The sequence below is a fragment of the Massilia timonae genome (assembly GCF_001866515.1).
GTDB classification, from domain to species: domain Bacteria; phylum Pseudomonadota; class Gammaproteobacteria; order Burkholderiales; family Burkholderiaceae_D; genus Telluria; species Telluria timonae.
This window is the reverse complement of record NZ_JRYB01000001.1, coordinates 918,225-942,858: the sequence shown is the minus strand read 5'-3', so window position 1 is coordinate 942,858 and position 24,634 is coordinate 918,225. Positions and strand designations below refer to the sequence as shown.

Genomic DNA, 24,634 nt, shown 5'->3' with positions numbered 1-24,634 from the left:
GCTCGTAAAAGGATTCCGTCATGCGTGTTCTCCACGTCCTGGATCATTCGATTCCGCTGCACAGCGGCTACACCTTCCGCACCCGATCGATCCTGCGCGAACAGCGCGCGCTGGGCTGGGAGACCTTCCACGTGACGGGCTCCAAGCAGAACTCGGGCGATATGCGCGAGGAAACGGTGGACGGCCTGCATTTCTACCGCACCCCAAGCGCGGCCGGCGCGCTGGCCAGGCTGCCGGTGCTGAACCAGAAGCAGGTGATCGACGGCCTGGTGCGCCGCCTGTCCGAGATCATCCCGCAGATCAAGCCCGACGTGCTGCACGCCCACTCGCCGTCGCTCAATGCGATCGCGGCGCTCAAGGCCGGCAAGAAATTCGGCATTCCCGTGGTGTACGAGGTGCGCGCCTTCTGGGAAGACGCCGCGGTCGACCACGGCACCTCGACCGAGGGCGGCCTGCGCTACCGCCTGACGCGCGCGCTGGAAACCCATGCGCTCAGGCAGGCCGACGCCGTCACCACCATCTGCGAAGGCCTGCGCCGCGACATCGTGGCGCGCGGCATCCCGGCCGACAAGATCACGGTGATCCCGAACGCGGTCGACATCGACAAGTTCGCCGTCGGCGGCGTGGCCGACCAGGACCTCAAGACCAAGCTCGGCCTGCAAGGCGCGCGCCTGATCGGCTTCATCGGCTCCTTCTATGCCTACGAGGGCCTGGACATCCTGCTGCGCGCGGTGCCGGCGCTCACCGCCGAGCGGCCCGACCTGCGCGTGCTGCTGGTCGGCGGCGGTCCCGAAGACGCGCGCCTGCGCCAGCTGGCCAAGGATTTGAATATCGTCGACAAGGTGGTGTTCACGGGCCGCGTGCCGCACGAGCAGGTGCAGATGTACTACGACTTGCTGGACGTGCTGGTCTACCCGCGCCTGTCGATGCGCCTGACCGACCTGGTCACGCCGCTCAAGCCGCTCGAGGCGATGGCCCAGGGCAGGGTGCTGGCCGCGTCCGACGTGGGCGGCCACCAGGAACTCATCGTCGACGGCAAGACCGGCGTGCTGTTCAAGGCCGACGATCCGCAGGCGCTGGCCGTCAAGGTCGGCGGCCTGATCGACGCCCAGGCCGAATGGCCCGCCCTGCGCGCGGCCGGCCGCGAGTTCGTGGAGAGCGAGCGCAACTGGAAAGCCAGCGTGGGCCGCTACAAGAGCATCTACGGCCGCCTGACCGGAGCCGCGGCCTGATGAAGATCCTGACGTTCAGCACGCTGTTCCCGAACAGCGAAAAGCCCGGCCACGGCATTTTTGTCGAAACCCGGCTGCGCCACCTGGTCGCCAGCGGCCAGGTCGAGGCGCGCGTGGTGGCGCCGGCGCCATGGTTCCCGTCGAAGAACCCGCGGTTCGGACAGTATGCGCGCCAGGCCAAGGTGCCGCGCCGCGAAGTGCGTCACGGCATCCAGGTCGAGCATCCGCCTTACCTGGTGGTGCCCAAGATCGGCATGAACGTGGCGCCGGCGCTGCTGTTCCAGTCGGCCAAGGGCACGATCGCGCGCATGATCGACGAGGGCTACGACTTCGACCTGATCGACGCCCATTATTTTTATCCGGACGGCGTGGCGGCGGCCATGCTGGCGCGCTACTTCAACAAGCCGTTCGTGATCACGGCGCGTGGCTCGGACATCACGCTGTTCCCTAAATTTCCGCTGCCGCGCAGGATGATCCACTGGGCCGCCAGCCGCGCCGACGGCATCATCACGGTGGCCAATGCGCTGCGCGACGAGGTGATTGGCCTGGGCATCGACCCCGCGCGCGTGGTCGCGCTGCGCAATGGCGTCGACCTGGAGCTGTTCCGCCCGCCGGAGCAGCGCGAAGAAACACCGTTCACCCTGGTGACCGTGGGCCACCTGGTGCCGGTCAAGGCCCAGGAACTGAGCATCGGCGCCTTGCCCATGTTGCCCGGCGTGCGCCTGGTGATCGCCGGCGAAGGCCCGAACCGGGGCATGCTCGAGAATCTCGTGCGCGAGCTGAAACTCGAGGACCGCGTCACCTTCCTGGGCGCCGTCTCGCAGCAGGAGCTGCGCGTCCAGTACGGCAAGGCCGACGCGATGGTGCTGTCGTCCAGCCGCGAGGGCTGGGCCAATGTGCTGCTCGAATCGATGGCTTGCGGCACGCCTGTCGTGGCCAGCCGCGTGTATGGCACGCCCGAAGTCGTGGCGGCGCCGGAAGCGGGTGTGCTGATGAACGAGCGTACCTCCGAAGGCGTGGCCGAAGCCGTCAACCGCCTGCGCGCCAACTACCCCGACCGCGCCGCCGTGCGCCGCTACGCGGAACGCTTCAGCTGGGACGACACCACGGCCGGCCAGCTGCGGCTGTTCCGCTCCATCCTCAAGCGGGGCGAGTCGCTGGCCCTGGCGTAATGGTGCACCCCGCCGTCATGGGCGGGTCATATTTCGCGATTACATTCGCCTGCATACCGTGACCCGAGGGGCGTGTGCATGAGGCAGGGCGATTTTCAACAAGGCATTGCTGGGAAAAAAATCCTCTTGCTCAGCGTGCCCGCCGGCGCCGGCCATACCCGGGTCGCCGAGGCCATCCGTTCCCGCGCGGCCGCCGACCATGCCGGCGTCAAGGTGATCCACCTGGATGCGATGGCCTTCGCCGCGCCGCGCCTGCGCAAGGTCTACACCGACTTTTATCTTTTCCTGATCGGCCGCGCGCCCGGCCTGTGGCGCCACGTGTACCGGCTGACCGACGAGGCCAATCCGGACGGCTGGTTCAACCGCCTGCGGCGCTGGGTCGAGCGGCGCGATTGCCGCCTGCTGGCCGCCGAAATCGCCGCGCTGGCGCCGGACGCCATCGTTTGCACGCACTTTCAGCCGGCCGAGATCCTGTCGCAGCACATCGCGGCCGGCAAGCTGGCCTGCCCGGTGTGGGTCCAGGTGACCGACTTCGACCTGCACCGCATGTGGATCCACCCGCACGTCGCCGGCTATTTCGCCGCCAACGACGAGGTGGCGTTCCGGATGCGCGGGCAGGGCATCCCGGCGCATGCGGTCCACGTGGCCGGCATTCCGACCATGCCGGCGTTCTCCAGGCCACTCGGGCGCGCCGAATGCGCGCGTGAACTCGGCCTCGACCCCGCCGTGACGACCTTGCTGCTGATGGGCGGCGGCGCCGGGCTGGGCGGCTTGAGCCGGGTGGCGGAAAAACTGTTGTCCATCCCCGGCGACTTCCAGCTGATCGCCCTGGCCGGCAAGAACGCGGCCGAGCTGGCGGCCCTGCAGCGGCTGGCGGTGCGCTATCCGGGTCGGCTGGCGCCGCAAGGCTTCACCGACCGGGTCGAGCGCCTGATGGCCTGCGCCGACCTGGTGGTGACGAAACCGGGCGGCGCCACCAGCGCCGAGTGCCTGGCGATGGGACTGCCGATGATCGTGAACGCGCCGATCCCGGGGCAGGAAGAACACAACGCCACCTACCTGCTCGAGCAGGGGGTGGCGCTCAAGGCATCCGACCTGGCCAGCCTCGAATACCGGGTGCGCCATCTGCTGGCGCATCCCGAACGGCTGCAGGCCATGGCGGCCCGCGCGCGGGCGCTGGGCCGGCCGCACGCCGCGATGCAGGTGCTGGAAACCGTGTTGATGCAGTGCGAACGCAAGAGTGAAGAGGCTTATGCTTGAATTGTCGGAGGGCGGCAGGGTCGTATCGATGGTGGGTGCGGTGCTGGTGGCGGCCTACCTGTTCGCGCGGGTGGAGGTGGAGATCGAAGGCGAAGCCGGGTGGGCGGCGAACCTGCCGACCTGGCGTATCGAGCAGCATCCGCTGCTCGACATCTTCATGGGCGGGCGCGCGCTGACCGGCTACCACCTGTGGATGTTCGCCTTCATCGGCCTGATCTTCCACTTCCCGCTGTTCTTCATGGGGCAGTGGTCATGGAAGCTGGAAGCCTGCGCCGCGGCCTCGATCATGCTGTTCTGGATCGTCGAAGACTACCTGTGGTTCGTCATCAACCCGGCCTTCGGCTGGCGCCGCTTCAAGCAGGAACTCGTGCCCTGGCATAAGCACTGGGCGTTCGGCGCGCCGGTCGACTACTGGATATTCGGCGCCATCAGCCTGCTGCTGTTCTGGTACGGCGCCTGAGCCAGCACGCCCAGGTCGAGCGCGTGCCGGATCCGGCAGCACAGCTCGGCCGAGCTGCGCGAGATCAGCTCATGCGGGATCTCGAACTTGGTCGTCAGCCGGTCGTGGCATTCGAAGCCGTAGGAGACCATGAACGGGTGCATGCCGGTGCTGACCGCCGCCATGAAGTCCTTGTGTTCGTCGCCGCAGATAAAGGCGCGCGCCGGGTTGACGCCGAACTGTTCGCGCGTGGCGCGGAACTGGGCGGTCTTGGTGTCCTTGAGGGGAATGTGGACCAGGAAGTCGAGTTCGGCGATGTCGATGTCGTGGCGCAGGAACAGCTGGCGCAGGGTTTCCAGCGGTTCGATCGTGACGTTGCGCGTGACGATGCCGACCGTGATGTCGGGCGCGGCGATCAGTTCGCGGATCAGGTCGGCGATGCCGTCGTACAGCCGGGCTTCCTGCCGGTAGATGCCGGTGAGGGTGTCGATCAGCTGGGCGCGGCTGTTCTTGCGCAGGTTCTTGCGGACGATCGACGGGAATTCTTTCAGCCCGCCCATGTACTTGAGCAGCTTGTGCCGCTTCTGGAAGCGGGTTTCGTCGCCGATCACCAGCCCATGGTGGGAGAAAGCCGCTTCGATGGCGGAGAAGGCATCGATGGTGGTGCCGTCCGCATCGAGGATCAGGAGCTTCTTGTCGCTTTTGTACATGATGTCTTCGCATCCGGTAGCGTTGGCCGGTCCGGCGTGAACACGTGCCGGAGCTCACTGTTGACCATCATCCGCCTGCGTCATGACAGGCGTGTGACAACCGGGGGAAAACGGCGGGCCGATGTTTTCCGGACACAGGCACGGGCGCCAGCCCAACGGCGCGCCGCGGCGCTGATCGCCGCGGCCATGCGCGTTGCTATTGCCGTGCGCACGATGGACGGGTGCAGGCCAGGCTGACCTTGCGTGCATCCAGCACGGTCACGCGGCCGTCGCGGTCCATGTCGCGCGGGTCGGCGTCGCCGGAAGCGGACTGGTTGCGCGCCATGAACACCAGCTGGGCATCGTCACGATCGACGTCGCCGTCGCCATCGACATCGCCCGCCAGTGTCGCGGCGCGCACGACCTGCGTGAACACCGTGCCATTGGCCGACGACGCTCCCGTGACCGCCAGCGAGACGGCATTGGTCGTGCCCACCGGCGTGGCGGCGGGGATGGCGATCCGCACGTCGACGAAGGCGGATCCGTTCGGTCCCAGCACGAGGCTGCGCGGGTACTCCTGGACGAATCCGCGTTCGTCGGTGGCGTTCACGGCGAAGGTGTCCTGCGCGCCCAGATTCGTCACGCGGAAGCGCACCGTATAGCTTTGTCCCGGACTGAAGGCGCCGAAGCCGCCGCCCAGCGTCTCGACCTTGACGGTCCGGCCCAGGAACACCGGCGGATGGATGCGCTGGAACGCGTCTCCCGTGGCCAGGCGGCCGCTCACCATGACGCGGAACGGCTGCGTGGGCAGCACGAAGTCGGCCAGGAATTCGTCGGGCATGGTCTCTCCGGCGCGGCGCGTGGCGGGCAGCTGGGCGATGGTGTCGCCGGCCTCGTTCACCAGCGCGAATTGCGCGGTATTGAATGCGCCGAGCACCGTCGCGCGCGCCTGCTGGGTGGCGCGTGCGAGCGGCTGGCTCTTGATCGCGTACAGGCCTTCGTGGCCTTCGCGTCCGCGCGTTTCGACGAACTCGAACCGGTTCAGTTCCAGGGGGCTGTCGCCCGACACCGAGACGTCGTAGTTGCCGACGCCGGCCAGCGCCAGCCGCCAGTTGCCGGCGGCGGGCGCCGTCAGGGCGATCAGCTTGCCACCCGTCAGGGTGGTGATCGTCACGCCCGCGGTGCCGCCGACCACCTCGCGGCCGGCCGGATCGAACAGGCGCGCGCTCGCACCGGCGTCGACCGCGACCGATACCTGAAGGCTGCGCAGCGTGCGGTCGACCGGGAACTGCAGGTTGCGCGCACCGCCGACCATGCCCTTGGCGGCCAGCAGGGATTTTGGGCTGGCGCTAACGTAGGGCATCACCAGGCCGAAGACTTTCTCGGTTTCTTCGGCCGTGCGCTGCAGCGCGTACAACTGGCCGCCGGTCTCGGCCGCAATGGTGTAATAGGCCGGATCGATCGGCGAACACGAGCCGAAGGTAAAGAAAGTGACGGTGATGTCCTTGGCGTTGGCCTGGGTGACGACGTTGCCGGACAGCGCGGCGTCCTTGGCCGAGGCATCGGTGAAGACATACAGCTGGGAGCCGTTCGGCGCGGCGTTGACCGCGCGCAGCGTGCCGGCCATGGACAGTTCCGGACAGTCGCCGCCGCCGGCGGCGGACAGGGCATTGGCGCGCGCCAGCAGCGCCGCGGCGTCGGCCGTGACGAAGGCGGGGCCGACCTCGGGATCGCCGAAATTGACCAGCAGGTAGCGGTCGGGCTGGTTGGGGCTGGTGCGCACCGTCTCGACGATCCGGGCAATGGACGACTTGACCCCGGCGATCACGCCGCCCATGCTGCCGGTATCGTCGACCACGAAGCCGACCGCGCCGCGCACGTCGAGGAAGGCGCGGATCGCCTTGTCGTTGCCCGCGACGCCGGGCGCCGCGAGGATCTGGCGGATCAGGCTCTCGGTCGCGTCCACCGCGGCGGCGCGCGCGGGTGCGTGGCCGGCGCGGCCCGGCGCATCCTTGTGGATGCCGGGGTCGAGCAATAGTCCATGGTTGCACTTGCCTTCGGGCGGCGCCAGGAAGGGATTGAAATAGCCGGTCGTCGGGAAACTCAGGCCAAAGGCGGCCAGGGTGCCGGAGCCGATCGACGACAGGCCGCGCTCGCAGGTGTCCTGGCTGGGGGCCAGGCGTGGGATCACCGTGGTGCCCAGGCCCGGCTGGCCGCCGGAAATATTGATCCAGTTGCTATGCGAGAAAAAATCCTGCAGCGTGTGCAGCGCCCGGCCGACCTGGCGGCGCGCGCCTTCGCCGTCCGGCTCCGGCGCGGCGAGCAGGCCGATCGTCGCATTCTTGATCGCGATGATGCGCTGCGAACATTCCGGCAGCAGTTCGTCGTCGCAGTGGGCGGTGGGCACCGACAGCTCGCCGCGCGAGGAGACGATCTCGTCGACGCCGGCCGTGCTGTCGCGTACTTCCAGGATGGCGCGTTCGGAAAACCGGTAGGTGTTGCCACCGGGCGCCGGGACGCTGATCCGGGTCAGCGCGTCCCTGACGATGCCGACATGGCCGAACTCCTGGGTCGGCTTGAAGGCGATCGCCCCCGGTATGGCGACGACGCCGGCCAGCAGGACCGCCAGGCCCGCCAGCTTCAGTTTTGCAGATTGCATTCCATCTCCCGAGCGAGGTTCATCGAAAACCAAGAAACGACATCAGGTCCACCCACCCCTGCCGCGCCAGCGCGATGGCGATCGCCGCATACAGCAGCGGCAGCGCCGCCAGCGCGGCGCTGCGCCAGGCGTGCAGGCTCCCTTCCATGAGGGCGCGCAGCAGCAGCGCCACGGCCAGGACGGCAGTCAGCGCCAGCACCCCGATGACCACGAAGGGCGCCTTGTCGTTACCGGAACAGCGGGCGTACAGCACGCCCACCAGAAGCAGCAAGGGCGCGGCCGCGGCGAGCCGGTGCGCCACGCGTCACAGGGCGGCGCGGCGGCCGCGGATCGATGGACGGCGGCCGGGGGCCAGGATCGCGCCCAGCATGAGCAAGGCCAGCGTGGACGGCTCCGGGACGCAGGTGGCGGCGCCGATGTCGACGATGGCGCCGTGGACGGCGCTGACGGCGATGGCCTCGCCGAATCCGTCGCCGAGCAGCAGGCCCGGCGCCGTCAGCAGGTCGAAGTCGATCGACACGGCGCCAGGCGCGAGCGCCGTAAACACCAGTCGCGCGAGCGGGAACGTCCCGGGCTGCAAGCCGATCAGGGCCGCGTCATCCAGCAGCGATACCGCCGCGAAGTCCGCCCGGCCTGCGCCGAAGAGTGCGTGGGTCAGCTGGTCGACATCGACTGCGCCCAGGTAGTGGCCGAACTCGGCACTCACCGGCGCAACCAGCACCGGATCGAATACCAGGTCGAGGTCGAATGCGGCCAGGGCCTGGGCCGGCCCCAGGTCGCCGACCATGACGTCGAGGGAGAATTGCTGCCCCACCGCGACCGCGGCGCTCGACAGCGAAGTCGTCAGGACCGCGGCGCCGGCGGGGGCGGCGAGCGCGACGGCGCACACCAGTAGTGCTGCGGTCGTGCGCATGATTCTTGGGAGTACCGAAGCCATGGTCGAATGTCCTTGTTGAGATGAGGGAAGCAGGCTGGATCCATCATCCCGGATGCATGAGACCTTGTCTTTTTGTTAGCGCAAGAAGTTGGCGATTCGTCCATGGCGCGAGCGTGGCGCGCCGGCATGTTTCCGGCAGCTAAACTAACAGCCATCGACAACGCCACAGTGACCAGCATGCGCTATCTGGATTTCAGTTCATGGCAAGGCGCGATGACGACGATCATCGGGCTTGCCGTCTTTACCTTGCTGGGCGTGGGCATCCGCATCCTCATGATGCAGACCATCCAGCAGCGCCGCGAGCGCATGAACCGCCAGATCAACGAGCGCCTGAAAACCCTGATCGCCGCCTACCGCACCCTGGGCGGCTCGTTCACCGGGCAACTGACGGTCGACCCGACGCATTTGCGCGATGTGCGCGAGCGGGCCCAGTCGGGCGAGGAGGGATCGAATGAGGGAACGGCGAGCTCGGACCGCTCGCGCCGCATCCGCGACGCCGTCGAAGCCGCGCTGGCCGACATCCTGCTGCTCGGCACCGAAGAGCACTGCCGGTTGGCGGCGCAGGCGGCGGCCGACCTGGCGGCGGGGCGGCCAATCCACACGGCGGAGCTGGTCGTCAGCCTGCGCACCTTCATTCGCGCCGCGCTCGATCTCGATCCGATGCCGGACGAGGTCATGATTCCGCTGCAGGGGCCGACGCGCACGCAGGGTGGCGGCGGTCGTGCGAAAGGCGAGGCCGGCGGCGGTGGAAACCGCAGCGGCGGCGGCGGCATGGACGGCGGCGGCGGCGCGGGCATGCCCATCCCCGCCGGGCTTGGGCACAAGGACGGCGTCTAGGCCTCGTCGAGCAAGGGCAGGGGCGTCACCGTCACCTGGACGTCGAGCTCCTGCTTGCCGCCCCCGAGCACGATGCCGCGCAGCGGGGTCACGTCGCTGAAGTCGCGTCCCCAGCCCAGCGTGATGTGTTCATGCTGCACCAGGCAGCGGTTGGTCGGATCGAAATCGACCCAGCCCAGCGCCGGGCAGAACACCGACACCCAGGCGTGCGAGGCGTCGGCGCCGACCAGGCGCGGCTTGCCCGCCGGCGGGTGGGTCAGGATGTAGCCGCTCACATAGCGCGCCGGCAGGCCGATGCTGCGCAGGCAGCCGATCATCAGCTGGGCGAAGTCCTGGCACACGCCGCGCCGGCCGCGCAGCACCTGGTCGAGCGGGGTCGAGATGTCGGTCGCCTTGGCATCGAATTCGAAGTCGTCGAAGATCCGGTACGTCAGGTCGAGCGCGGCGTCGAGCTGCGGCCGGCCCGGGGTGTAGCTGGCGCGGGCATAGGCTTCGAGCTCGGGGAAGCTGGCGACATGCGGCGAGGCGTACAGGTAGCGGCAGGCTTCCAGGGTGGCGGGGCTTCTTTCCTTGCCCATCATGTCGCGCACGCATTCCCACGGCAGCGTCCCGGCGATCTGCGCCAGGGTGTGGCGCGCGCGCAGCGAGACCGTCGATTCGGCGTGCACCAGCAGGCTGTCGTGCGGCACGGTCAGCGCCACGTGGCGGGTCAGGTTGCCGAAGTAGTCGATGCCGTCCTTGCCGTCGTTGGCGACCGGATCGAGCCAGATCAGGTGCGACTCGGTCTGCTGGCAGGGGAAGGAGCGCGGTGTCAGGTGCAGGTATTGCTGCGACAGGGTGACCGGACTGCTGTAGGTGTAGCGCGTTTCATGCACCACACGATAGCGCGCGCAGGCGCCGGCGCTCGCCGGTGAATTGTCCATGAGCTGTGCGATCATGAGCTGCGGTTCCTTTGGCGGCCATTGTCGGTATAGCTGAAAAATTGCACGCTGATCTGTTCGGACAGGGCCGCACTGGTGCGCCCGATCCGGTCCAGCAGGCCGCCGAGCAAGGGATTGCCGTGCTTCAGGTCAGTGTCCGGATCGAGCGCAAGCAATTCCTTTTTCAAGGGCGTCAGCATATGCGTGCCGCAGGGGCCCTGGGTTTGTTCGATCTTGCCCAGCGTGCCCAGGATGCCGTTGAGCTGGAAGACGATCGAGCGCGGATTGGTCTCGTCGAGCAGCAGCAGGTCGAGCACCGGCAGCCATTCGGGCTGGGCCCGGTAGCGGGCCCGGTAAGTGATGATGCTGTCGGAGAGCTCCAGCAGCCATTCCAGGTTGCCGCTCCCGTTCATGGCAAGCGCGCGCTGCAGCACCACGCTCTGGAATTGCAGTCGCTCCAGGCGGCGTCCGATCGACATGAAACGCCAGCCGAGATCGCGCGTCATGCCATCGAGGGCGAAGCCGGCCAGCGTCATCAACGCGGCGGCGGCATCGTCGAGGATCGTCATGACCCCCGACTGCGATGGCCGCTCGCCGGCGGCGGCGGCGGGCTGCACCATCCGGTTCAGCGCACGCCAGTTGTCGACCGAGAAGCGTTCGTGCAACTGCCCGGCGAGCCGGTGCAACTGCTGCTGCTGCCGTGCCAGGCCAGGGACCGCGGGCGAGACGACCGCCGTCAGCAGGGCCGACTCGATCTCGGCATCAGTAAAGATGGGGCCGCTTTGGCTCGCGTCTGGCGTGGCCGGCTTCTTCCCTTCGTCGAGCAGGCCGAACCAGATGCACAGCGCCTCGACGGTCGGCCATTCCGCGCCGCGCTGGTCGAAACGGACGTTGAACAGGAAATCGAGCGCGACCCGCAGCAGGCGGCAGATATTGTCGGTGCGTTCCGCATGGCGTCCGAACCACAGCAGGTTTTCCGCCACGCGGCTCGACAGGTTGGTGTCTTCGCGCACCAGGTCGCGGCCCGAGATGCTGCGCTGCTGCAGGCGGTGCACTTCGGCCCTGGCGCGCGCCTGGACCCAGGTGTCCTTGCTGGCGCCGCCCATCTGCATCGTCAGCACGCGCGCATCGGGCCCGGTGGCCACCCGGGTCAGCCCGCCCGGCATCACCACATAGCCATTCGGCGTGGCGCAGGCGAATACCCGCAGCCCGATGGCGCGCGCCTGCAGGCCGGGCGCGGCGCCGTCCTTCCACACCGGCGCCTGCGACAGCCGCACCAGTTCCTGGGCAATGTAATTATTGGGATTGGCGCGCAGGCGGGCGATGAAGGCCGCGCGCGCGGCGCCGTCCAGGTCCTGGCCGAACACGGCCGCCTGCGGCAACTGCGAAAAACTGGGCTTGATCACCAACCGGTCGAGCCTGGCGACCACGGTTTCCAACGCTGCTTCTTCGCCGCACCACCAGGTGGCCACCGACGGCATCTTGAGCGGCTCGCCCAGCAGGCGCTTCGACAGCGCCGGCAAGAAGCCGAGCAGCGCGCCCGATTCGAGCAGGCTCGAGCCGAGGCTGTTGGCGACCAGCACGTTGCCGCGCATGGCGGCCTGGGTCAGGCCGGCCACGCCCAGCAAGGAGCTTTGCAGTTCGAGCGGATCGCACGATTCGTCGTCGACCCGGCGCATGATCACGTGCACCCGGTGCAGGCCGGCCAGGGTTTTCAGGTAGACCACGCCGTCGCGCACCGTCAGGTCGCCGCCTTCGACCAGCGGCAGGCCGAGATAGCGCGCCAGGTAGGCCTGCTCGTAGTAGCTGGCGGTGAGCGGTCCGGGCGTGAGCAGCACGATCAGCGGCGCTTCGCCCTCGCGCAGCGGGGCCGGCGCGTCGCCGCCGGCCGCGCACCGGCGGCCCCAGTGCGCCAGGCTTTCGTGCATGGTGCGGAAGAACCGGTTCAGGGGCTGCACCTTGAGCTCGCGCAGCAGGTCGGGGAAGGTGGGGGCGATGATGGCGCGGTTTTCCAGCGCATAGCCGGCGCCGAAGGGCGCCTGGGTACGGTCGGCCATCACCCACCAGCGGCCGTCCGGGGCGCGCGCCAGGTCGACCGCATAGAAGTGCAGGGCGACGTCGTCGTGATGGCGCATCCCGTGGCAGGGACGCAGGAAGCCGGCGTGGCCGTGGATCAGCGCCGGCGGCAGCAAGCCTTCGCTCAGCATCTCCTCCTTGCCGTAGACGTCGACCAGGATCTTGTTGAGCAGGGTGGCGCGCTGGATCACGGCGGCCTCGATGCCGCTCCATTCTTCGTGCGGCAGGATCAGCGGCAGCACGTTCAGATCCCACTGCCGTTGCCGGCCGTGGGCGTCGGCGGGCACGTTGTAGCTCACCCCGTTTTCGCGCACCTGGCGCTGCACCATCTCCTGGCGCTGGCGCATCATGGTGGGCGCCTCGTGCGCCAGGTTGTCCAGCAGCGCACGCCAATGCGCGCGCGGCGCCTTGGCCGCGTCGAGCATTTCGTCGAAACTGTCCGGCGCGGCCAGATAGTGGGCAAGTAGTTGATTCGGCATCGAAGCTGCTGATTACGGGTGGTACAAAAGCGATAGGTTAGCTTGCCTGCCAGCGTAAATCTAGTGTCGTAGGGAAACTAGGATTGAGCGGCTCCTTGCGCACCGTCATCGGACCCGGGGTATGGCCATGCGGCCAGAAGCGCGCGAAACGGCGCGCCTCGGCGGCATTGGCATTGACCGGCGCGCCCGTTTCATTGCGTCCGCCCGGATGCACCACGTGGTAGGTGCAGCCGCCGATCGCGCGCCCGCTCCAGGTGTCGACCAGGTCGAACACCAGCGGCGCCTGCACCCGGATGCTCGGATGCAGGGCCGACCACGGGCTCCACGCCCGAAAGCGCACGCCCGCCACGTACTCGCCGGGCACGCCGGTCGGGTGCAGCGGCAGCATGCGGCCATTGCAGGCCACCACGTGGCGGCCGTCGGTCAGCCCGCGCACCAGCAGCTGCATGCGTTCGACCGACGAGTCGACGTAGCGCGCGGTGCCGCCGGCCGCGACTTCCTCGCCCAGCACGTTCCACGGCTCGATCGCCTGGCGCAGCTCCATCTCGACGCCCTCGTAGACGACGGTGCCGAAGCGCGGGAAGCGAAACTCGATGAACGGCTCGAACCAGTGGTCCTCGAAGGCATAGCCGGCCGCGCGCAGGTCGCGCGCGACGTCGCGGATGTCCTGGGCGACGAAATGCGGCAGCATCCAGCGGTCGTGCAGGGCGGTGCCCCAGTGCACCAGCCGGGCCTGGCACGGCTCGCGCCAGAAGCGCGCGACCAGGGCCCGCAGCAACAGCATCTGCAGCAGGCTCATACGCTCGTGCGGCGGCATCTCGAAGGCGCGGAACTCCACCAGGCCGAGGCGGCCGGTGGGGCCGTCCGGCGAATACAGCTTGTCGATCGAAAATTCGGCGCGATGCGTATTGCCGGTCAGGTCGACCAGCAGGTTGCGCAGCAGGCGGTCGACCATCCACGGCTTGTCGCCCGGCTGCAGGGTCGGCAGCACCTTGTCCATCTGCTGGAAGGCGATCGCCAGTTCATACAGGTTGTCGTCGCGCGCCTCGTCCACGCGCGGCGCCTGGCTGGTCGGTCCGATGAAGGTGCCCGAGAACAGGTAAGAAAGCGCCGGGTGGATCTGCCAGTAGGTGATCAGGCTCTTGAGCAGGTCGGGACGGCGCAGCATCGGGCTGTCTTCGGCGCTGGCGCCGCCCAGGGTGGCGTGGTTGCCGCCGCCGGTGCCGGTGTGGCGGCCGTCGTGCATGAATTTCTCGGTGCCCAGGCGGGTGAGGCGCGCCTCCTGGTACAGGGTCGTCACGTTGTGCACCAGCTCGTTCCACGAAGCGGCCGGATGGATATTGACTTCGATGACGCCCGGGTCGGGCGTGACGCTGAGCAGCTTGATGCGCGGGTCGCGCGGCGGCGCATAACCTTCGATCCGCAGCTTCATCCCGAGCCTGGCGGCGGTGGCCTCGACCGCGCCGGCCAGCGCCAGGTAATCCTCGAGGCGCTGCTGCGGCGGCATGAAGACGTACAGGCGTCCGGCGCGCACTTCGACGCACAGCGCGGTGTGGATTACCTCGCGCGCGTCCGGCGCGAAGGGAGAGGTCGGCTGGACGGCCGCGCGGTCCGGCGCCGGCTGCGCGGCGTGGTGCGCGGCCACCAGGGCGCTGCGCGGGGCGAACGGGTCGACCTCGAAACCGGGATCGCGTTCGCGCGGCGGCACCCATGGCAGCGTGGCCAGCGGCAGGCGCAGGCCGATCGGCGAGTCGCCCTCGAGCAGGTACAGGTGTTCGCGCCGCAGCGGCCAGGCCGAGGTGCGCCAGCCGGCGCCGTCGGCGGCCTGCAGCGGCAGCACGTAGCCGGCCACCTGGCCCAGGCCGCGTTCGAGCAGGCGCGCCAGCCGGCGCCGTTCCTCCGGCGCGTCCAGGTCTGCCCGCAGGGGATCGAGGTTGGGCGGCAGCGCCTGCTCGCGTTGGGCCTGCAGCAGCACGTCTTCATAGGCGGGGATGGCGCTGCCGGCGGGCAGGCCGAGCGCATCGACCAGCGCTGCGGCGAAGCGGCGGGCGTCTCCGGCGTCATAGCCGTCGTCGACGTGTTCGCTAGAAAACAGGCCGGGGTCGCGCCACAGCGGCTCGCCGTCGACGCGCCAGAAGATGTTCAGCGCCCAGCGCGGCAGCGGTTCGCCCGGATACCATTTGCCCTGGCCGTAGTGCAGCAGGCCGCCGGGCGCGAAATGATTCTTGAGCCGCTGCGCCAGCGTGCCGGCCAGCGCGCGTTTGCGCTCGCCATGGGCCTGGGTATTCCACTCCGGCGCGTCCATGTCGTCGATCGAGACGAAGGTGGGCTCGCCGCCCTGGGTCAGGCGCACGTCCTGGGCCAGCAGGTCGGCGTCGACCTGCCGGCCCAGGCGGTCGATGGCCTCCCAGTCGGCGTCCGAATACGGCTTGGTCACGCGCGGGTCTTCATGGATGCGGGTGATCGTCATCTCGTGGATGAAGGTGACCTCGGCCTTGTCGCTGAAGCCCGTCACCGGCGCCGCCGACGAGGGCAGCGCCGTGCAGGCGAGCGGAATATGGCCTTCGCCGGCCAGCATGCCCGAGGTCGGGTCGAGCCCGATCCAGCCGGCGCCGGGGATGTACACCTCGGTCCAGGCGTGCAGGTCGGTGAAGTCTTCGAGCGCGCCGCTCGGACCATCGAGCGCCTCCTGGTCGGCGCGCAGCTGGATCAGGTAGCCGGAAACGAAACGCGCCGCCAGTCCCATCGTGCGCAGGATCTGCACCAGCAGCCAGCCGCTGTCGCGGCACGAGCCGGAACGCTTCTCGAGCGTGTCTTCGGGCGTCTGCACGCCCGGTTCCATGCGCAGCAGATAGGCGATGTCGCGCTGCAGGCGCTGGTTGATCGCCACCAGGAAGTCGGTGGTGTTCATCGGCTGCGCCAGCAGCTCGCGCCGCGCCGCGTCTACCCATGCCAGCAGCAGCGGGCCGGCCGGCTCGGGCTGCGCGTAGGCGCTCAGTTCCCCCTGCAACTGCTCGGGATAGACAAAGGGAAAATGCTCCGCATATTGTTCGATGAAGAAATCGAAGGGATTGATGACGGTCATGTCGGCGACCAGGTCGACCGTGAACTCGAGCGTATCCGTTTTTTCCGGGAACACGAAACGGCCGATGTAATTCCCGTAGGGGTCTTGCTGCCAGTTGATGAAATGCTCCTGCGGCAGCACCGACAGCGAGTACGACAGGATCGGCGTGCGCGCATGCGGCGCCGGACGCAGGCGCACCTCATGCGGCGAGAGGGCGACTTGCCGGTCGTAGCGGTAACTGGTCTTGTGGTGCAGCGCGATACGGATAGCCATGCGGGAGTGCCTTTATAGGGGTGGTCACGAACGATACCAGCACATCGATATATACCTGTTTCAACTGTGCACAAGCATGATTCATACCCGCAATATAATTCGATCGTGCGGCGTCGCCGAGCTGGCACGTTTCTTGATTGCACCTATGCCACTGGAGGATCCGATGCCGAACTTTTACGATGAAATGTATTCCTCTGCGGCAATTGCAAGGCCTCACTACGACGCGTTTGCGCGGTGGCTTGCCTTGCAGTCGCCGCAACTGATCGCGCAAAAACGTGCCGAAGCCGAACTGACCTTCCAGCGGGTGGGGATCACCTTCGCCGTTTACGGCGACAACGCCGGCAAGGAGCGCTTGATCCCGTTCGACATCATTCCGCGCGTGATCGACGCCGCCGAATGGGCCCGGCTGCAGGCCGGCCTGGTGCAGCGGGTGACCGCGCTGAACCGTTTCCTGCACGACGTCTACCATGACCAGGATATCCTGAAGGCGGGCGTCATCCCTTCCGAACAGATCCTGAACAATGCGCAGTACCGGCCCGCGATGCAGGGCGTCAAGGTGCCTTCGAACATCTATGCCCATATCGCCGGCGTCGACATCGTGCGCGCGGGCGAGGGCGAGTTCTACGTCCTGGAAGACAATCTGCGGGTGCCTTCCGGCGTGTCCTACATGCTGGAAAACCGCAAGATGATGATGCGGCTGTTTCCCGCCCTGTTCGCGAGCAACCGCGTGGCGCCGGTCGAGCACTATCCCGACCTGCTGCTCGACAACCTGCGCACCGTGGCGCCGGACGGACCGCTCGACCCGACCGTGGTCGTCCTCACGCCGGGCATGCACAACTCGGCCTATTTCGAACACGCCTTCCTGGCCCAGCAGATGGGCGTGGCGCTGGTGCAGGGGCAAGACCTGTATGTCAGCGACGACACCGTCTACATGCGCACCACGCGCGGGCCGAAGCAGGTCGACGTCATCTATCGCCGCATCGACGACGACTACCTCGATCCACGCGCCTTCCGCCCCGAGTCCACGCTGGGCGTGCCGGGCCTGCTCGACGCGGTGCGCGCGGGGCGGGTCGGCCTGGCCAACGCCATCGGCACCGGGGTGGCCGACGACAAGTCGATCTATCCCTACGTGCCGGACATGATCGAATTCTACCTGGGCGAAAAGCCGATCCTGAACAACGTGCCGACCTACCAGTGCCGCAAAAAGGAAGACCTGGCGTACACGCTGTCGCGCTTGCCAGAGCTGGTGGTGAAGGAAGTGCATGGCGCCGGCGGCTATGGCATGCTGGTCGGCCCGGCCTCGACCCACGCCGAGATCGAGGCCTTCCGCGCGCGCTTGATCGCCAACCCGGACGGCTATATCGCCCAGCCCACGCTGGCCCTGTCGGCCTGCCCGACCTATGTCGAATCGGGCATCGCGCCGCGCCACATCGACCTGCGTCCCTTCGTCCTGTCGGGCAAGACCGTGTCGATGGTGCCGGGCGGCCTGACCCGGGTGGCGTTGCAGGAAGGTTCGCTGGTGGTCAATTCGTCGCAGGGCGGCGGCACCAAGGATACCTGGATACTGGAGAACTAAGATGTTGAGCCGCACCGCAGACCACTTGTTCTGGATGGCCCGCTACACCGAACGCGCCGAAAACACGGCCCGCATGCTCGATGTCCGGGTTCAGTATTCGCTGATGCCGCAGTCGGCGCAGGCCGAGCAGCAGGGCTGGCGCAGCATGCTGGGCGTGTCCGAGCTGGAAGCGCAGTTCGAGGCCAAATACCCGGCGCTCACGCAGAAGGACGTGATCGACTTCATGGTGCGCGATCCGGACAACCTGTCCTCGATCACGAGCTGCCTGCGCGCATCGCGCGAGAATGCGCGCGCCGTGCGCGGCGCCCTGACCACCGAAGTATGGGAAACCGAGAACACGACCTGGCTGATGCTGCAGAAGCATCTCAAGAACCGCACCTTCGAGCACGATCCCGGCCAGTTCCTGGAATGGGTCAAGTACCGCTCGCACCTGTCGCGCGGCGTCACGCTGGGCACCATGCTGCAGGACGAGGCGTTCAACTTCATCCGCCTCGGCACCTTCCTGGAACGGGCCGACAATACGGCGCGCATCCTCGACGTCAAGTTCAGGTTCGGGGCGCATGATGCGGTCCAGGCCGGGACGCAGGCGGAGTTCTACCAGCTTGCGGCGCTGTTGCGCTCGGTGTCCGCCTTCGAGACCTACCGCAAGGTCTACCGCGACGCCATCACGTCGACGCGGGTGGCCGAACTATTGATACTGCAAGAGAAAATGCCGCGCTCGCTGGCGGCGTGCATGGCCGCCGTGGTGGCCAACCTGAAGGACGTGCGCAACGCCCAGTCGCACGATACCGAGCGCCTGGCCGTGGAACTGTACGCCATGCTGCAATCGTCCCCGATCAGCGCCATCCTCGAAGAAGGCCTGCATGCCTTCCTGACCCGCTTCCTGGCGTCGGTCGACGCGTTGGGCAACGGCATCAGCCGCGACTTCCTGATCCCGATCGAGCCGGCCTTGCCCGACGAAGGACAGACCCAGTCGCAGACGCAGACCCTGGGCGGAATGACGCAAACCCAGACCCAGACCGCGTAAGCCGGGCGCACCGGCATGGCGCGCGCCGCACCGTTTCGGGGGAAAGCGGCGGCGCGGGCATCATGACGGTGCGTCGGCTCAGGCGCCCGACGTGGCGGGCGCCGGCGTCGCGGCCGGCCTGGCTGGCGCCGTCGCCTGCTTGATCTGGGCGCGCACGACCCGGTGCACGAAGTGCAGCTTTTCCAGTACCGGCGGGCTGAGCGTGAACGGATAGGAGTCCGGCATCCCGATGCTGCGATTCAGGCTGTTGAGCACGTACGTCAGCGCGAACCAGTCGCTCAGGGTATCGTCGAACGCGTCGGTCCTGGTCGGCAGGGTGATGCCGTCGAGCGCGGGCTCGTCGGCCTTGCGCGGCTTGAGCTGCAGGCCGCAGGAGTGCGCCGTCTCCAGCGTATCGATCATGTGGAGGTAGTGGGCCCAGGTCTCGGCCCAGTCTTCCCACGGGTGCGAGCTGGCGTAGCTGCTCACGAAACGCTCCGCCCAGTCTTCCGGCGGCCCATTTTCGTAGTGGCGCTTCAGGCTTTCGCCATAATCCTGGCGCTCGTCGCCGAACAGGGCGCGATACTCGTCGATCCACGGGCTGCCGGCCACCAGGCGGTCGAAATAGTAATGGCCGCTTTCATGACGAAAATGACCCAGCAGCGTGCGATAGCGCTCGTGCATCTGCTCGCGCGTGCGTTCGCGCTCGGCCGGATCGGCTTCGGCAATGTTCAGGGTGATCACGCCGTTGGCATGGCCGGTCATCACGCACTGGTCCGTCACGCCGTCTTCCAGGAACTGGAATGCAAGGCCGGTTTCCGGCTCGGCTTCCTTCGAGGCAGGGGTGAGGTTGAGCGTCGCCAGCGAAAACAGCAGGCGGCGCTTGGCCGCTTCGAGACGCGCCCACAGGATGTGGTTTTTTTCGGACGTCAGCGCTGGGATGACGACGGTCAGCTGACAGGAGGCGCATAAATCGTGCGGGTCATCCGCAGGCAGCATCCAGTTGCAGACATTATGCTGAACATAATTGCTGCATTGCTTGTAGACCTTGCCCGCGTCGGTGTGGTTCAGGCTGCGCCACAGGCCGTCCTCGGTCTGCTCGAAGCTGTTGACGCTGCGCGTGGCCGGCTGGTAGCCGAGCGTGCTGTCGCAGTTGAAGCAGAGGGTATTTTCAAAAAATATCTGTTGTGAGCACTTGTCGCAGTGAAAGGTTTTCATGGCAGAAAGAAGAGTGGGACAACGGTCGGTATTCGGTATTAATAATCTAACAGCAAAACCGATCTAGGCAGGCACGTGTCAGACAACGCCGCATGAGGTGGTGGGGGACAAAGGAAGAACAAACGTGGAGGTGCCGGGAATAGAGGCGGCGGTGAGGGTGATGCGGGCGGGGTATAAGAGGCGGAATCGACCCCGACGTTGGGCGCGACGACGACGGGCCGGCGGGTTAACGGCAGTCCTGCTTACGCCACCAGGATCCTTTACGTGGTCCCACTGAATCGGGACCAAGCGCACAAGCTATGCTCTGGAAAAGTCCCGCCACGTGCTATCTGGCTGTAGCATCATGAGCCTGCCGTCGCGAAGGACGTTCCTTCCCATAAATGCGTTTCGGGTGGATGACCAATCGCTTCGTCAGATCGTCCAGCGCCTTGCTGTGGTACAGGTCCATGCACTTCAAGAAATCGAATCGCACTCCCTTGACTTCCGATTCGACCAGCGGACTGGAATAATCCCGTTCCAGGTAACTCTCCACTAAGGAATTGACTGCATCCGGACTCTGATCCATATCGAAGTACGTCCAGTCGCGCAACGCGCTGATGCTGCTTCCGGCATCCTTCGCCACGCCATTGTCATTCCGATAGGCCTGGGTTAGACAGGTTGCCAGCACCATGTCCTTGTAGTTCTGCGCGTGCGTGCGGGTTACAGCTTGCGGGGATGTGATATCGCGAGTACTAGCATGGGCTGGCAACGACAATATGGTGAACACCACCACTGCCAGTCGCAAGGGGGACAACCTCATGGCAAACTCCAGAAATTTGCACGATCCGTGCGATACGCGCTTCGGGTTCGTTGAAATAACAGTGGTCATAGCAGGAGCGACCGTCGAAAAGCGTGGCATGCCCCTGCGCATTTGACCAGCCCGAGACTTCAAACAGAATGACGCCTGTTTTGCCTGCAAGTGTGCCCCCACCGGAGACAGGATATTTCACGACTTCGGCTTTACCCCAGCGCTGCGTCAGGAACCCGATCAGGTCGCGTACTCGAAAGAAGTATCTTCGCCCGTCCGCGCCGGATACAGTCTGTCCTTTGATGCCAGGAATGACCATGCCAGCTTGGCTGAGTATATAACTCATGCGTACAGCACACGTGTTTTCCCATCGCTGCGCTGCAGTCGGGTTATCGATATTCTTCCTGACGTTGCCGCCTATGATCCCTGCCACCCGGGCTCCGGGATTGAGAGGGTCGTAGATTCGCTGCGAAGCTGCCCACGCAGCACTAAAAGACGGTCGAGTCATATCGGTAGTCCTTGTTGAATTGTGTCGTACCGGGTCATCACAGCGCGAGCAGGAAGATCGAGGCCGCGGTGCATCGCGAGAGCAGCAGCACAAAGCAATGAAAACAGCGAACGGTGAGGTGTGTTCCCAACGTCGTGCATCATCGCGCGAGAAATAGGCATTGGCCTTTCGCTAGCGCAATAGTCGGGCGGTTTTCCTTAAGACGTGCAAAGACCTGATCAGCGTTTACGATCGGGCTCGCTGCTGCGATGAGCAAGGCGGACAAGGCGGGCGAGTTCCGGCCGCTGACGCCGCATCCGCGACGCCATCGAAGCCACGGCCGGTCAGCCGGCCGCAGCTGCAGCGGACGCCGGCCGAATATTCTGGTTGGTGCGGAACAGATTGTCCGGATCGTAGGTCGCCTTGATCTGCGCCAGGCGCGCATAGTTGGCGCCATAGGCATCGGACGTGCGCTCGCCTTCGTCCTGCGGCATGAAGTTGACGTAGACGCCACCGCTCGCATACGGCGTGGCATCCGCGAAGAAGGCGCGTGCCCAGGCGATGCAGCGTTCGTCGTCGGCCGGGTCTTCCCAGCGCGTGTGCACGTTCATCACGTACAGCGCGTCCCGGTGCGGATAGGCGGTCGCCTGCGGCGGCGGCGCCCCGGCCTGGCCGCCCAGCAGGCCGAGGAAGATCTCGCACTGCGGGGTAGGCAGATCGGAGGCGTAGCGTAGAACGACGTCGATGGCCCCGTCGCTCAGTTGCGTGAAATTATGCGATTTCCAGTAGTTGCGTGCGCCTGGCGTGAGCATCGGATCGAAGATCTGCTGCCAGGCCGCGTAGGGCATCGGCCCGACATGCATGCCCAGCGGCTCGCCCAGCTTGGCGATGCGCTCGATGGCGGCGTCCACGGCGTCGCTCGGCGATGGCGAAAAGACCGGCAGCACCAGCGCGTCCTGGCCATGCGCTTGCGGGGGAAGGAACGGCAGCGGGGGCGCCTTGCGCAGGACGGCCCAGACCGTGAGGTCGGGCGCCATGGTCGCGACGGCGTCGCGGTATTGCTGCAAGACCGACTGGGCCTGGGCGAACGGGTAGACGATCAGACCGGCCGTGATTTGCGGGCCGACTGGATGCAAGGCGAATTCGAAGCGCGTGACCACGCCAAAATTGCCGCCGCCGCCACGGATGGCCCAGAACAGGTCGGGATGCTCCGTCGCGCTCACCTGCAGGCGCTGGGCGTCGGCGGTGACGATTTCGGCCGACAGCAGATTGTCGGCCGCCAGGCCCAGCGTACGGCTGAGCCAGCCGAAGCCGCCGCCCAGGGTCAGGCCCGCCACGCCGGTGGTGGAGTTGATGCCCAGTGGCGTCGCCAGGCCGTAGGCCTGGGCTTCGTGGTCGAAGTCGCGCAGGGTGGCGCCGCCTTCCACCCAGGCGCGGCGACGCTCCGGGTCGACCTGCACCGACTTCATGCGCGACAGGTCGATCACCAGTCCATCGTCGCACAGCGCGCTGCCGGCGATATTGTGGCCGCCGCTACGCACGGCCAGCCGCAGCTGGTGGTCGCGCGCGTAGGCCAGCGACGCGCGTACGTCGGCCGTGCCGGCGCAGCGCACGATGAGCGCCGGCCGCCGGTCGATCATCGCATTCCAGACGGCGCGGGCATCGTCGTAGCCCGCATCGTTGGCCTCGAAAAGTTCTCCTCTTAACAGCCCCTTCAATTCATTGAATTGCCCCTTCGCCAGCGTGTCCATGACGCACCTCGCAGATGGTTGGTCCGACGTCTCGCTTCATCATAGGAAGGCGAAGTGCGTTGACGCAAGCTCATGAGATGGAAATAGAGTGCAGGAATAGGGACTGGAGAATCGCATTGGCCCAGCACAAACGGCCGCACAAGTGCGAGATGCGACATACCGTGCGCTTCAGGTACAACGCATGATTGAGCCCGCTCCCCAACGCCACTTATGGCGACGGGCCCGACGTCCCACCTTTAACGGAGACATGCATGCTTATCGCTCGAGGAAACGATGTGCCGACCGGTAACTCGATATCGAGGCTGCCCCGCCTGGTCTTGCTACTGGCCGCGATGTGGACGTCTGCGACAGTGCTTGCGCAGTCGTCGTCCGGCGAGGCGGACGGCAGACACGGCGCGCAGCGCACGAGCTACCGCTTGATCAATCTCGGCCCCGGCACCATCGCGACCTACCCCGACATCAACGCCGCCGGCCAGGTGGCGTTCTCGATGGTGAACGGCGGGCGCACTTCGGCTTTCTTCCATGACGGCGCAACCGTGAAGAACATCGGCTCGCTGGGCGGCGGCATCACGTATGCGAACGACCTGAACGAGGCCGGCCAGATCGCGGGCACCTCGCTCAACGAACACGGCGTCGAGAACGCTTTCGTCTGGAGCGCGGGCGGCGGCATGCTCGACATCCGCGCCGAGCCTGGCCGGGGCCGTTCGTATGGCTGGGCCATCAACAACCGCGGCGTCGTCACCGGCTCGTTCGGCGACTCGGCGCGTCCGTTCCGCTGGAGCATTGGTAGCGGAGTGGAAGACCTGGGCGTCACGCCCGCCTTCCAGCAACCTTCAGGTCGCGTGCTCAACGACGCCGGCCTGATCGCCGGCGTGACCACGATCGACGACGAGTTCACGCGCGTGTTCGCCTGGACGCGCGGTAGCGGCCTGGTCGACATCGACACGCTGGGCAGCGTCGAATCGTCGCCCGTGGCCGTGGGCGCCGGGGGCGAGGTGGCGGGCAATCGCCTGGCCTCGTGGGACGATGGCGGCGACCGTCCCTTCCTGTGGACGCGCGCCACCGGCATGGTCGACCTCGGGATCGGCCGCGGCACCACGGCCTGGGTCAATGCGATGACGCCCGGCCTGCACATCGCCGGCGGCATCGGCTTTGCCGACGGGCGCCAGCGGGCGATGTCGTGGACGCCGCGCGGCGGCATGCGCGAACTCGGCACGCTGGGAGGCAGGACCTCGGTCGCGCGCGGCGTCAATGCGAAAGGCCAGATCGTCGGCTTTGCCGAAGACAAAGCCGGCGCCATGCGCGCCTTCGTCTGGAGCGCCGTCGGCGGCATGCTGGACCTGAACCGGCTCGTGCGGCGTGTGCCGCCGACGCTGGTGCTCGAGCACGCGATGGCGATCAACGATCGCGGCGAGATCGTGGCCAGCTCGAATGCCGGACTGGTGCTGCTCAGGCCAGACCGTGGACATGAAAGCGGCCATACGGTCGGGCCGCTCGTCGCGCCGCGCACGGTCGAAGTCGGCGCGCCGCTGCAGGCATCGGTGTCCTTCGTGGATGGCGACCGGGTCGGCACGCGCGGCGTGGACTGGTCGTGGGGAGATGGCAGCGGCGGGGCGGCGCGCCGGATCGACGAGCGCAGCGGCGTGGCCAGCGCGCGCGCCACCCACAGTTTCTCGGCGCCGGGAATCTACACGGTGGCGGCCACGGTGGTCGGCCGGGATGGCCGCCGCACCGTGGTCAGCCAGGAGGTGGAGGTGACTGCGCCGTAAGAA

Annotated in this window: 19 protein-coding genes; 8 read left to right on the top strand and 11 right to left on the bottom strand. The window is 67.0% G+C overall.

Annotated elements, in window-relative coordinates:
• Nucleotides 1–20: 20 nt before the first annotated feature.
• From LO55_RS04200 to LO55_RS04185, 4 genes are all read left to right on the top strand, one after another.
• Complete coding sequence (locus tag LO55_RS04200) at nt 21–1,232, top strand: TIGR04063 family PEP-CTERM/XrtA system glycosyltransferase (protein ID WP_071360550.1); 1,212 nt, start codon at nt 21–23, stop codon at nt 1,230–1,232.
• Nucleotides 1,232–2,404 (top strand): glycosyltransferase family 4 protein, encoded by a 1,173-nt coding sequence (locus LO55_RS04195; protein ID WP_071360549.1) that lies wholly within the window; start codon nt 1,232–1,234, stop codon nt 2,402–2,404. Before LO55_RS04200 ends, LO55_RS04195 begins: the two co-directional genes overlap by 1 nt.
• A gap of 78 nt (nt 2,405–2,482) precedes the next feature.
• Nucleotides 2,483–3,664, top strand: coding sequence for an MGDG synthase family glycosyltransferase (locus LO55_RS04190; RefSeq protein ID WP_071360548.1), 1,182 nt, complete (start codon nt 2,483–2,485; stop codon nt 3,662–3,664).
• Nucleotides 3,657–4,124 (top strand): hypothetical protein, encoded by a 468-nt coding sequence (locus tag LO55_RS04185; RefSeq protein WP_005662981.1) that lies wholly within the window; start codon nt 3,657–3,659, stop codon nt 4,122–4,124. The genes LO55_RS04190 and LO55_RS04185 overlap by 8 nt, the downstream gene beginning before the upstream one ends.
• On the opposite strand, the gene LO55_RS04180 is transcribed toward LO55_RS04185, so the two are convergent.
• From LO55_RS04180 to LO55_RS04165, 4 genes are all read right to left on the bottom strand, one after another.
• Nucleotides 4,073–4,813 (bottom strand): HAD family hydrolase, encoded by a 741-nt coding sequence (locus LO55_RS04180; protein WP_071360547.1) that lies wholly within the window; start codon nt 4,811–4,813, stop codon nt 4,073–4,075. The genes LO55_RS04185 and LO55_RS04180 overlap by 52 nt on opposite strands.
• Nucleotides 4,814–5,009: 196 nt before the next feature.
• Entirely contained in the window at nt 5,010–7,451 is a 2,442-nt protein-coding gene (locus LO55_RS04175; protein ID WP_071360546.1) for a vWA domain-containing protein, read from the bottom strand.
• A 19-nt stretch (nt 7,452–7,470) separates the two neighbouring features.
• Complete coding sequence (locus LO55_RS04170) at nt 7,471–7,722, bottom strand: hypothetical protein (protein ID WP_143054448.1); 252 nt, start codon at nt 7,720–7,722, stop codon at nt 7,471–7,473.
• 33 nt (nt 7,723–7,755) lie between these two features.
• Entirely contained in the window at nt 7,756–8,388 is a 633-nt protein-coding gene (locus LO55_RS04165) for a cohesin domain-containing protein (RefSeq protein WP_143054447.1), read from the bottom strand.
• A 177-nt stretch (nt 8,389–8,565) separates the two neighbouring features.
• Here LO55_RS04165 and LO55_RS04160 point away from each other — a divergent pair, with 177 nt between their 5' ends.
• Nucleotides 8,566–9,225 (top strand): hypothetical protein, encoded by a 660-nt coding sequence (locus tag LO55_RS04160; protein ID WP_071360543.1) that lies wholly within the window; start codon nt 8,566–8,568, stop codon nt 9,223–9,225.
• Here the strand turns inward: LO55_RS04160 and LO55_RS04155 are convergent.
• Genes LO55_RS04155 through LO55_RS04145 form a run of 3 tightly spaced genes read right to left on the bottom strand, consistent with a single transcriptional unit; the run spans nt 9,222 to nt 16,037 of the window.
• Entirely contained in the window at nt 9,222–10,163 is a 942-nt protein-coding gene (locus tag LO55_RS04155; protein WP_229410054.1) for a transglutaminase family protein, read from the bottom strand. The two genes, LO55_RS04160 and LO55_RS04155, sit on opposite strands and share 4 nt — an antisense overlap.
• The gene (locus LO55_RS04150) at nt 10,160–12,700 is read right to left on the bottom strand and encodes a circularly permuted type 2 ATP-grasp protein (RefSeq protein ID WP_071360542.1); all 2,541 of its coding nucleotides are present in this window, start codon (nt 12,698–12,700) and stop codon (nt 10,160–10,162) included. Before LO55_RS04150 ends, LO55_RS04155 begins: the two co-directional genes overlap by 4 nt.
• 37 nt (nt 12,701–12,737) lie before the next feature.
• Nucleotides 12,738–16,037 carry a transglutaminase family protein gene (locus tag LO55_RS04145; protein ID WP_071360541.1) on the bottom strand — a complete coding sequence of 1,100 codons (3,300 nt, stop codon included), beginning with the start codon at nt 16,035–16,037 and terminating at the stop codon, nt 12,738–12,740.
• 163 nt (nt 16,038–16,200) lie between these two features.
• Between LO55_RS04145 and LO55_RS04140 the strand changes: the two genes are divergently transcribed.
• Together LO55_RS04140 and LO55_RS04135 are read left to right on the top strand one after the other, a co-directional pair.
• A complete protein-coding gene (locus tag LO55_RS04140; RefSeq protein ID WP_005662969.1) occupies nt 16,201–17,613 on the top strand; it encodes a circularly permuted type 2 ATP-grasp protein in 1,413 nt (470 codons plus the stop codon).
• Between the two features lies 1 nt (nt 17,614).
• Nucleotides 17,615–18,640: an alpha-E domain-containing protein gene (locus LO55_RS04135; RefSeq protein ID WP_071360540.1), complete on the top strand. Its 1,026-nt coding sequence runs from the start codon at nt 17,615–17,617 to the stop codon at nt 18,638–18,640.
• A 78-nt stretch (nt 18,641–18,718) separates the two neighbouring features.
• Here LO55_RS04135 and LO55_RS04130 read toward each other — a convergent pair whose 3' ends face one another.
• The 4 genes from LO55_RS04130 to LO55_RS04120 form a co-directional block, all read right to left on the bottom strand.
• Nucleotides 18,719–19,837, bottom strand: coding sequence for a zinc-binding metallopeptidase family protein (locus tag LO55_RS04130; RefSeq protein ID WP_071360539.1), 1,119 nt, complete (start codon nt 19,835–19,837; stop codon nt 18,719–18,721).
• A 325-nt stretch (nt 19,838–20,162) separates the two neighbouring features.
• A complete protein-coding gene (locus tag LO55_RS04125) occupies nt 20,163–20,636 on the bottom strand; it encodes a type VI secretion system amidase immunity protein Tai4 (protein ID WP_071360538.1) in 474 nt (157 codons plus the stop codon).
• Nucleotides 20,569–20,970: a type VI secretion system amidase effector protein Tae4 gene (locus tag LO55_RS25660; protein WP_229410052.1), complete on the bottom strand. Its 402-nt coding sequence runs from the start codon at nt 20,968–20,970 to the stop codon at nt 20,569–20,571. Before LO55_RS25660 ends, LO55_RS04125 begins: the two co-directional genes overlap by 68 nt.
• A gap of 485 nt (nt 20,971–21,455) precedes the next feature.
• The gene (locus LO55_RS04120; RefSeq protein ID WP_071360537.1) at nt 21,456–22,862 is read right to left on the bottom strand and encodes an FAD-binding oxidoreductase; all 1,407 of its coding nucleotides are present in this window, start codon (nt 22,860–22,862) and stop codon (nt 21,456–21,458) included.
• Nucleotides 22,863–23,278: 416 nt separating this feature from the next.
• Between LO55_RS04120 and LO55_RS04115 the strand changes: the two genes are divergently transcribed.
• Nucleotides 23,279–24,631: an HAF repeat-containing protein gene (locus LO55_RS04115; RefSeq protein ID WP_071360536.1), complete on the top strand. Its 1,353-nt coding sequence runs from the start codon at nt 23,279–23,281 to the stop codon at nt 24,629–24,631.
• Nucleotides 24,632–24,634 lie beyond the last annotated feature (3 nt).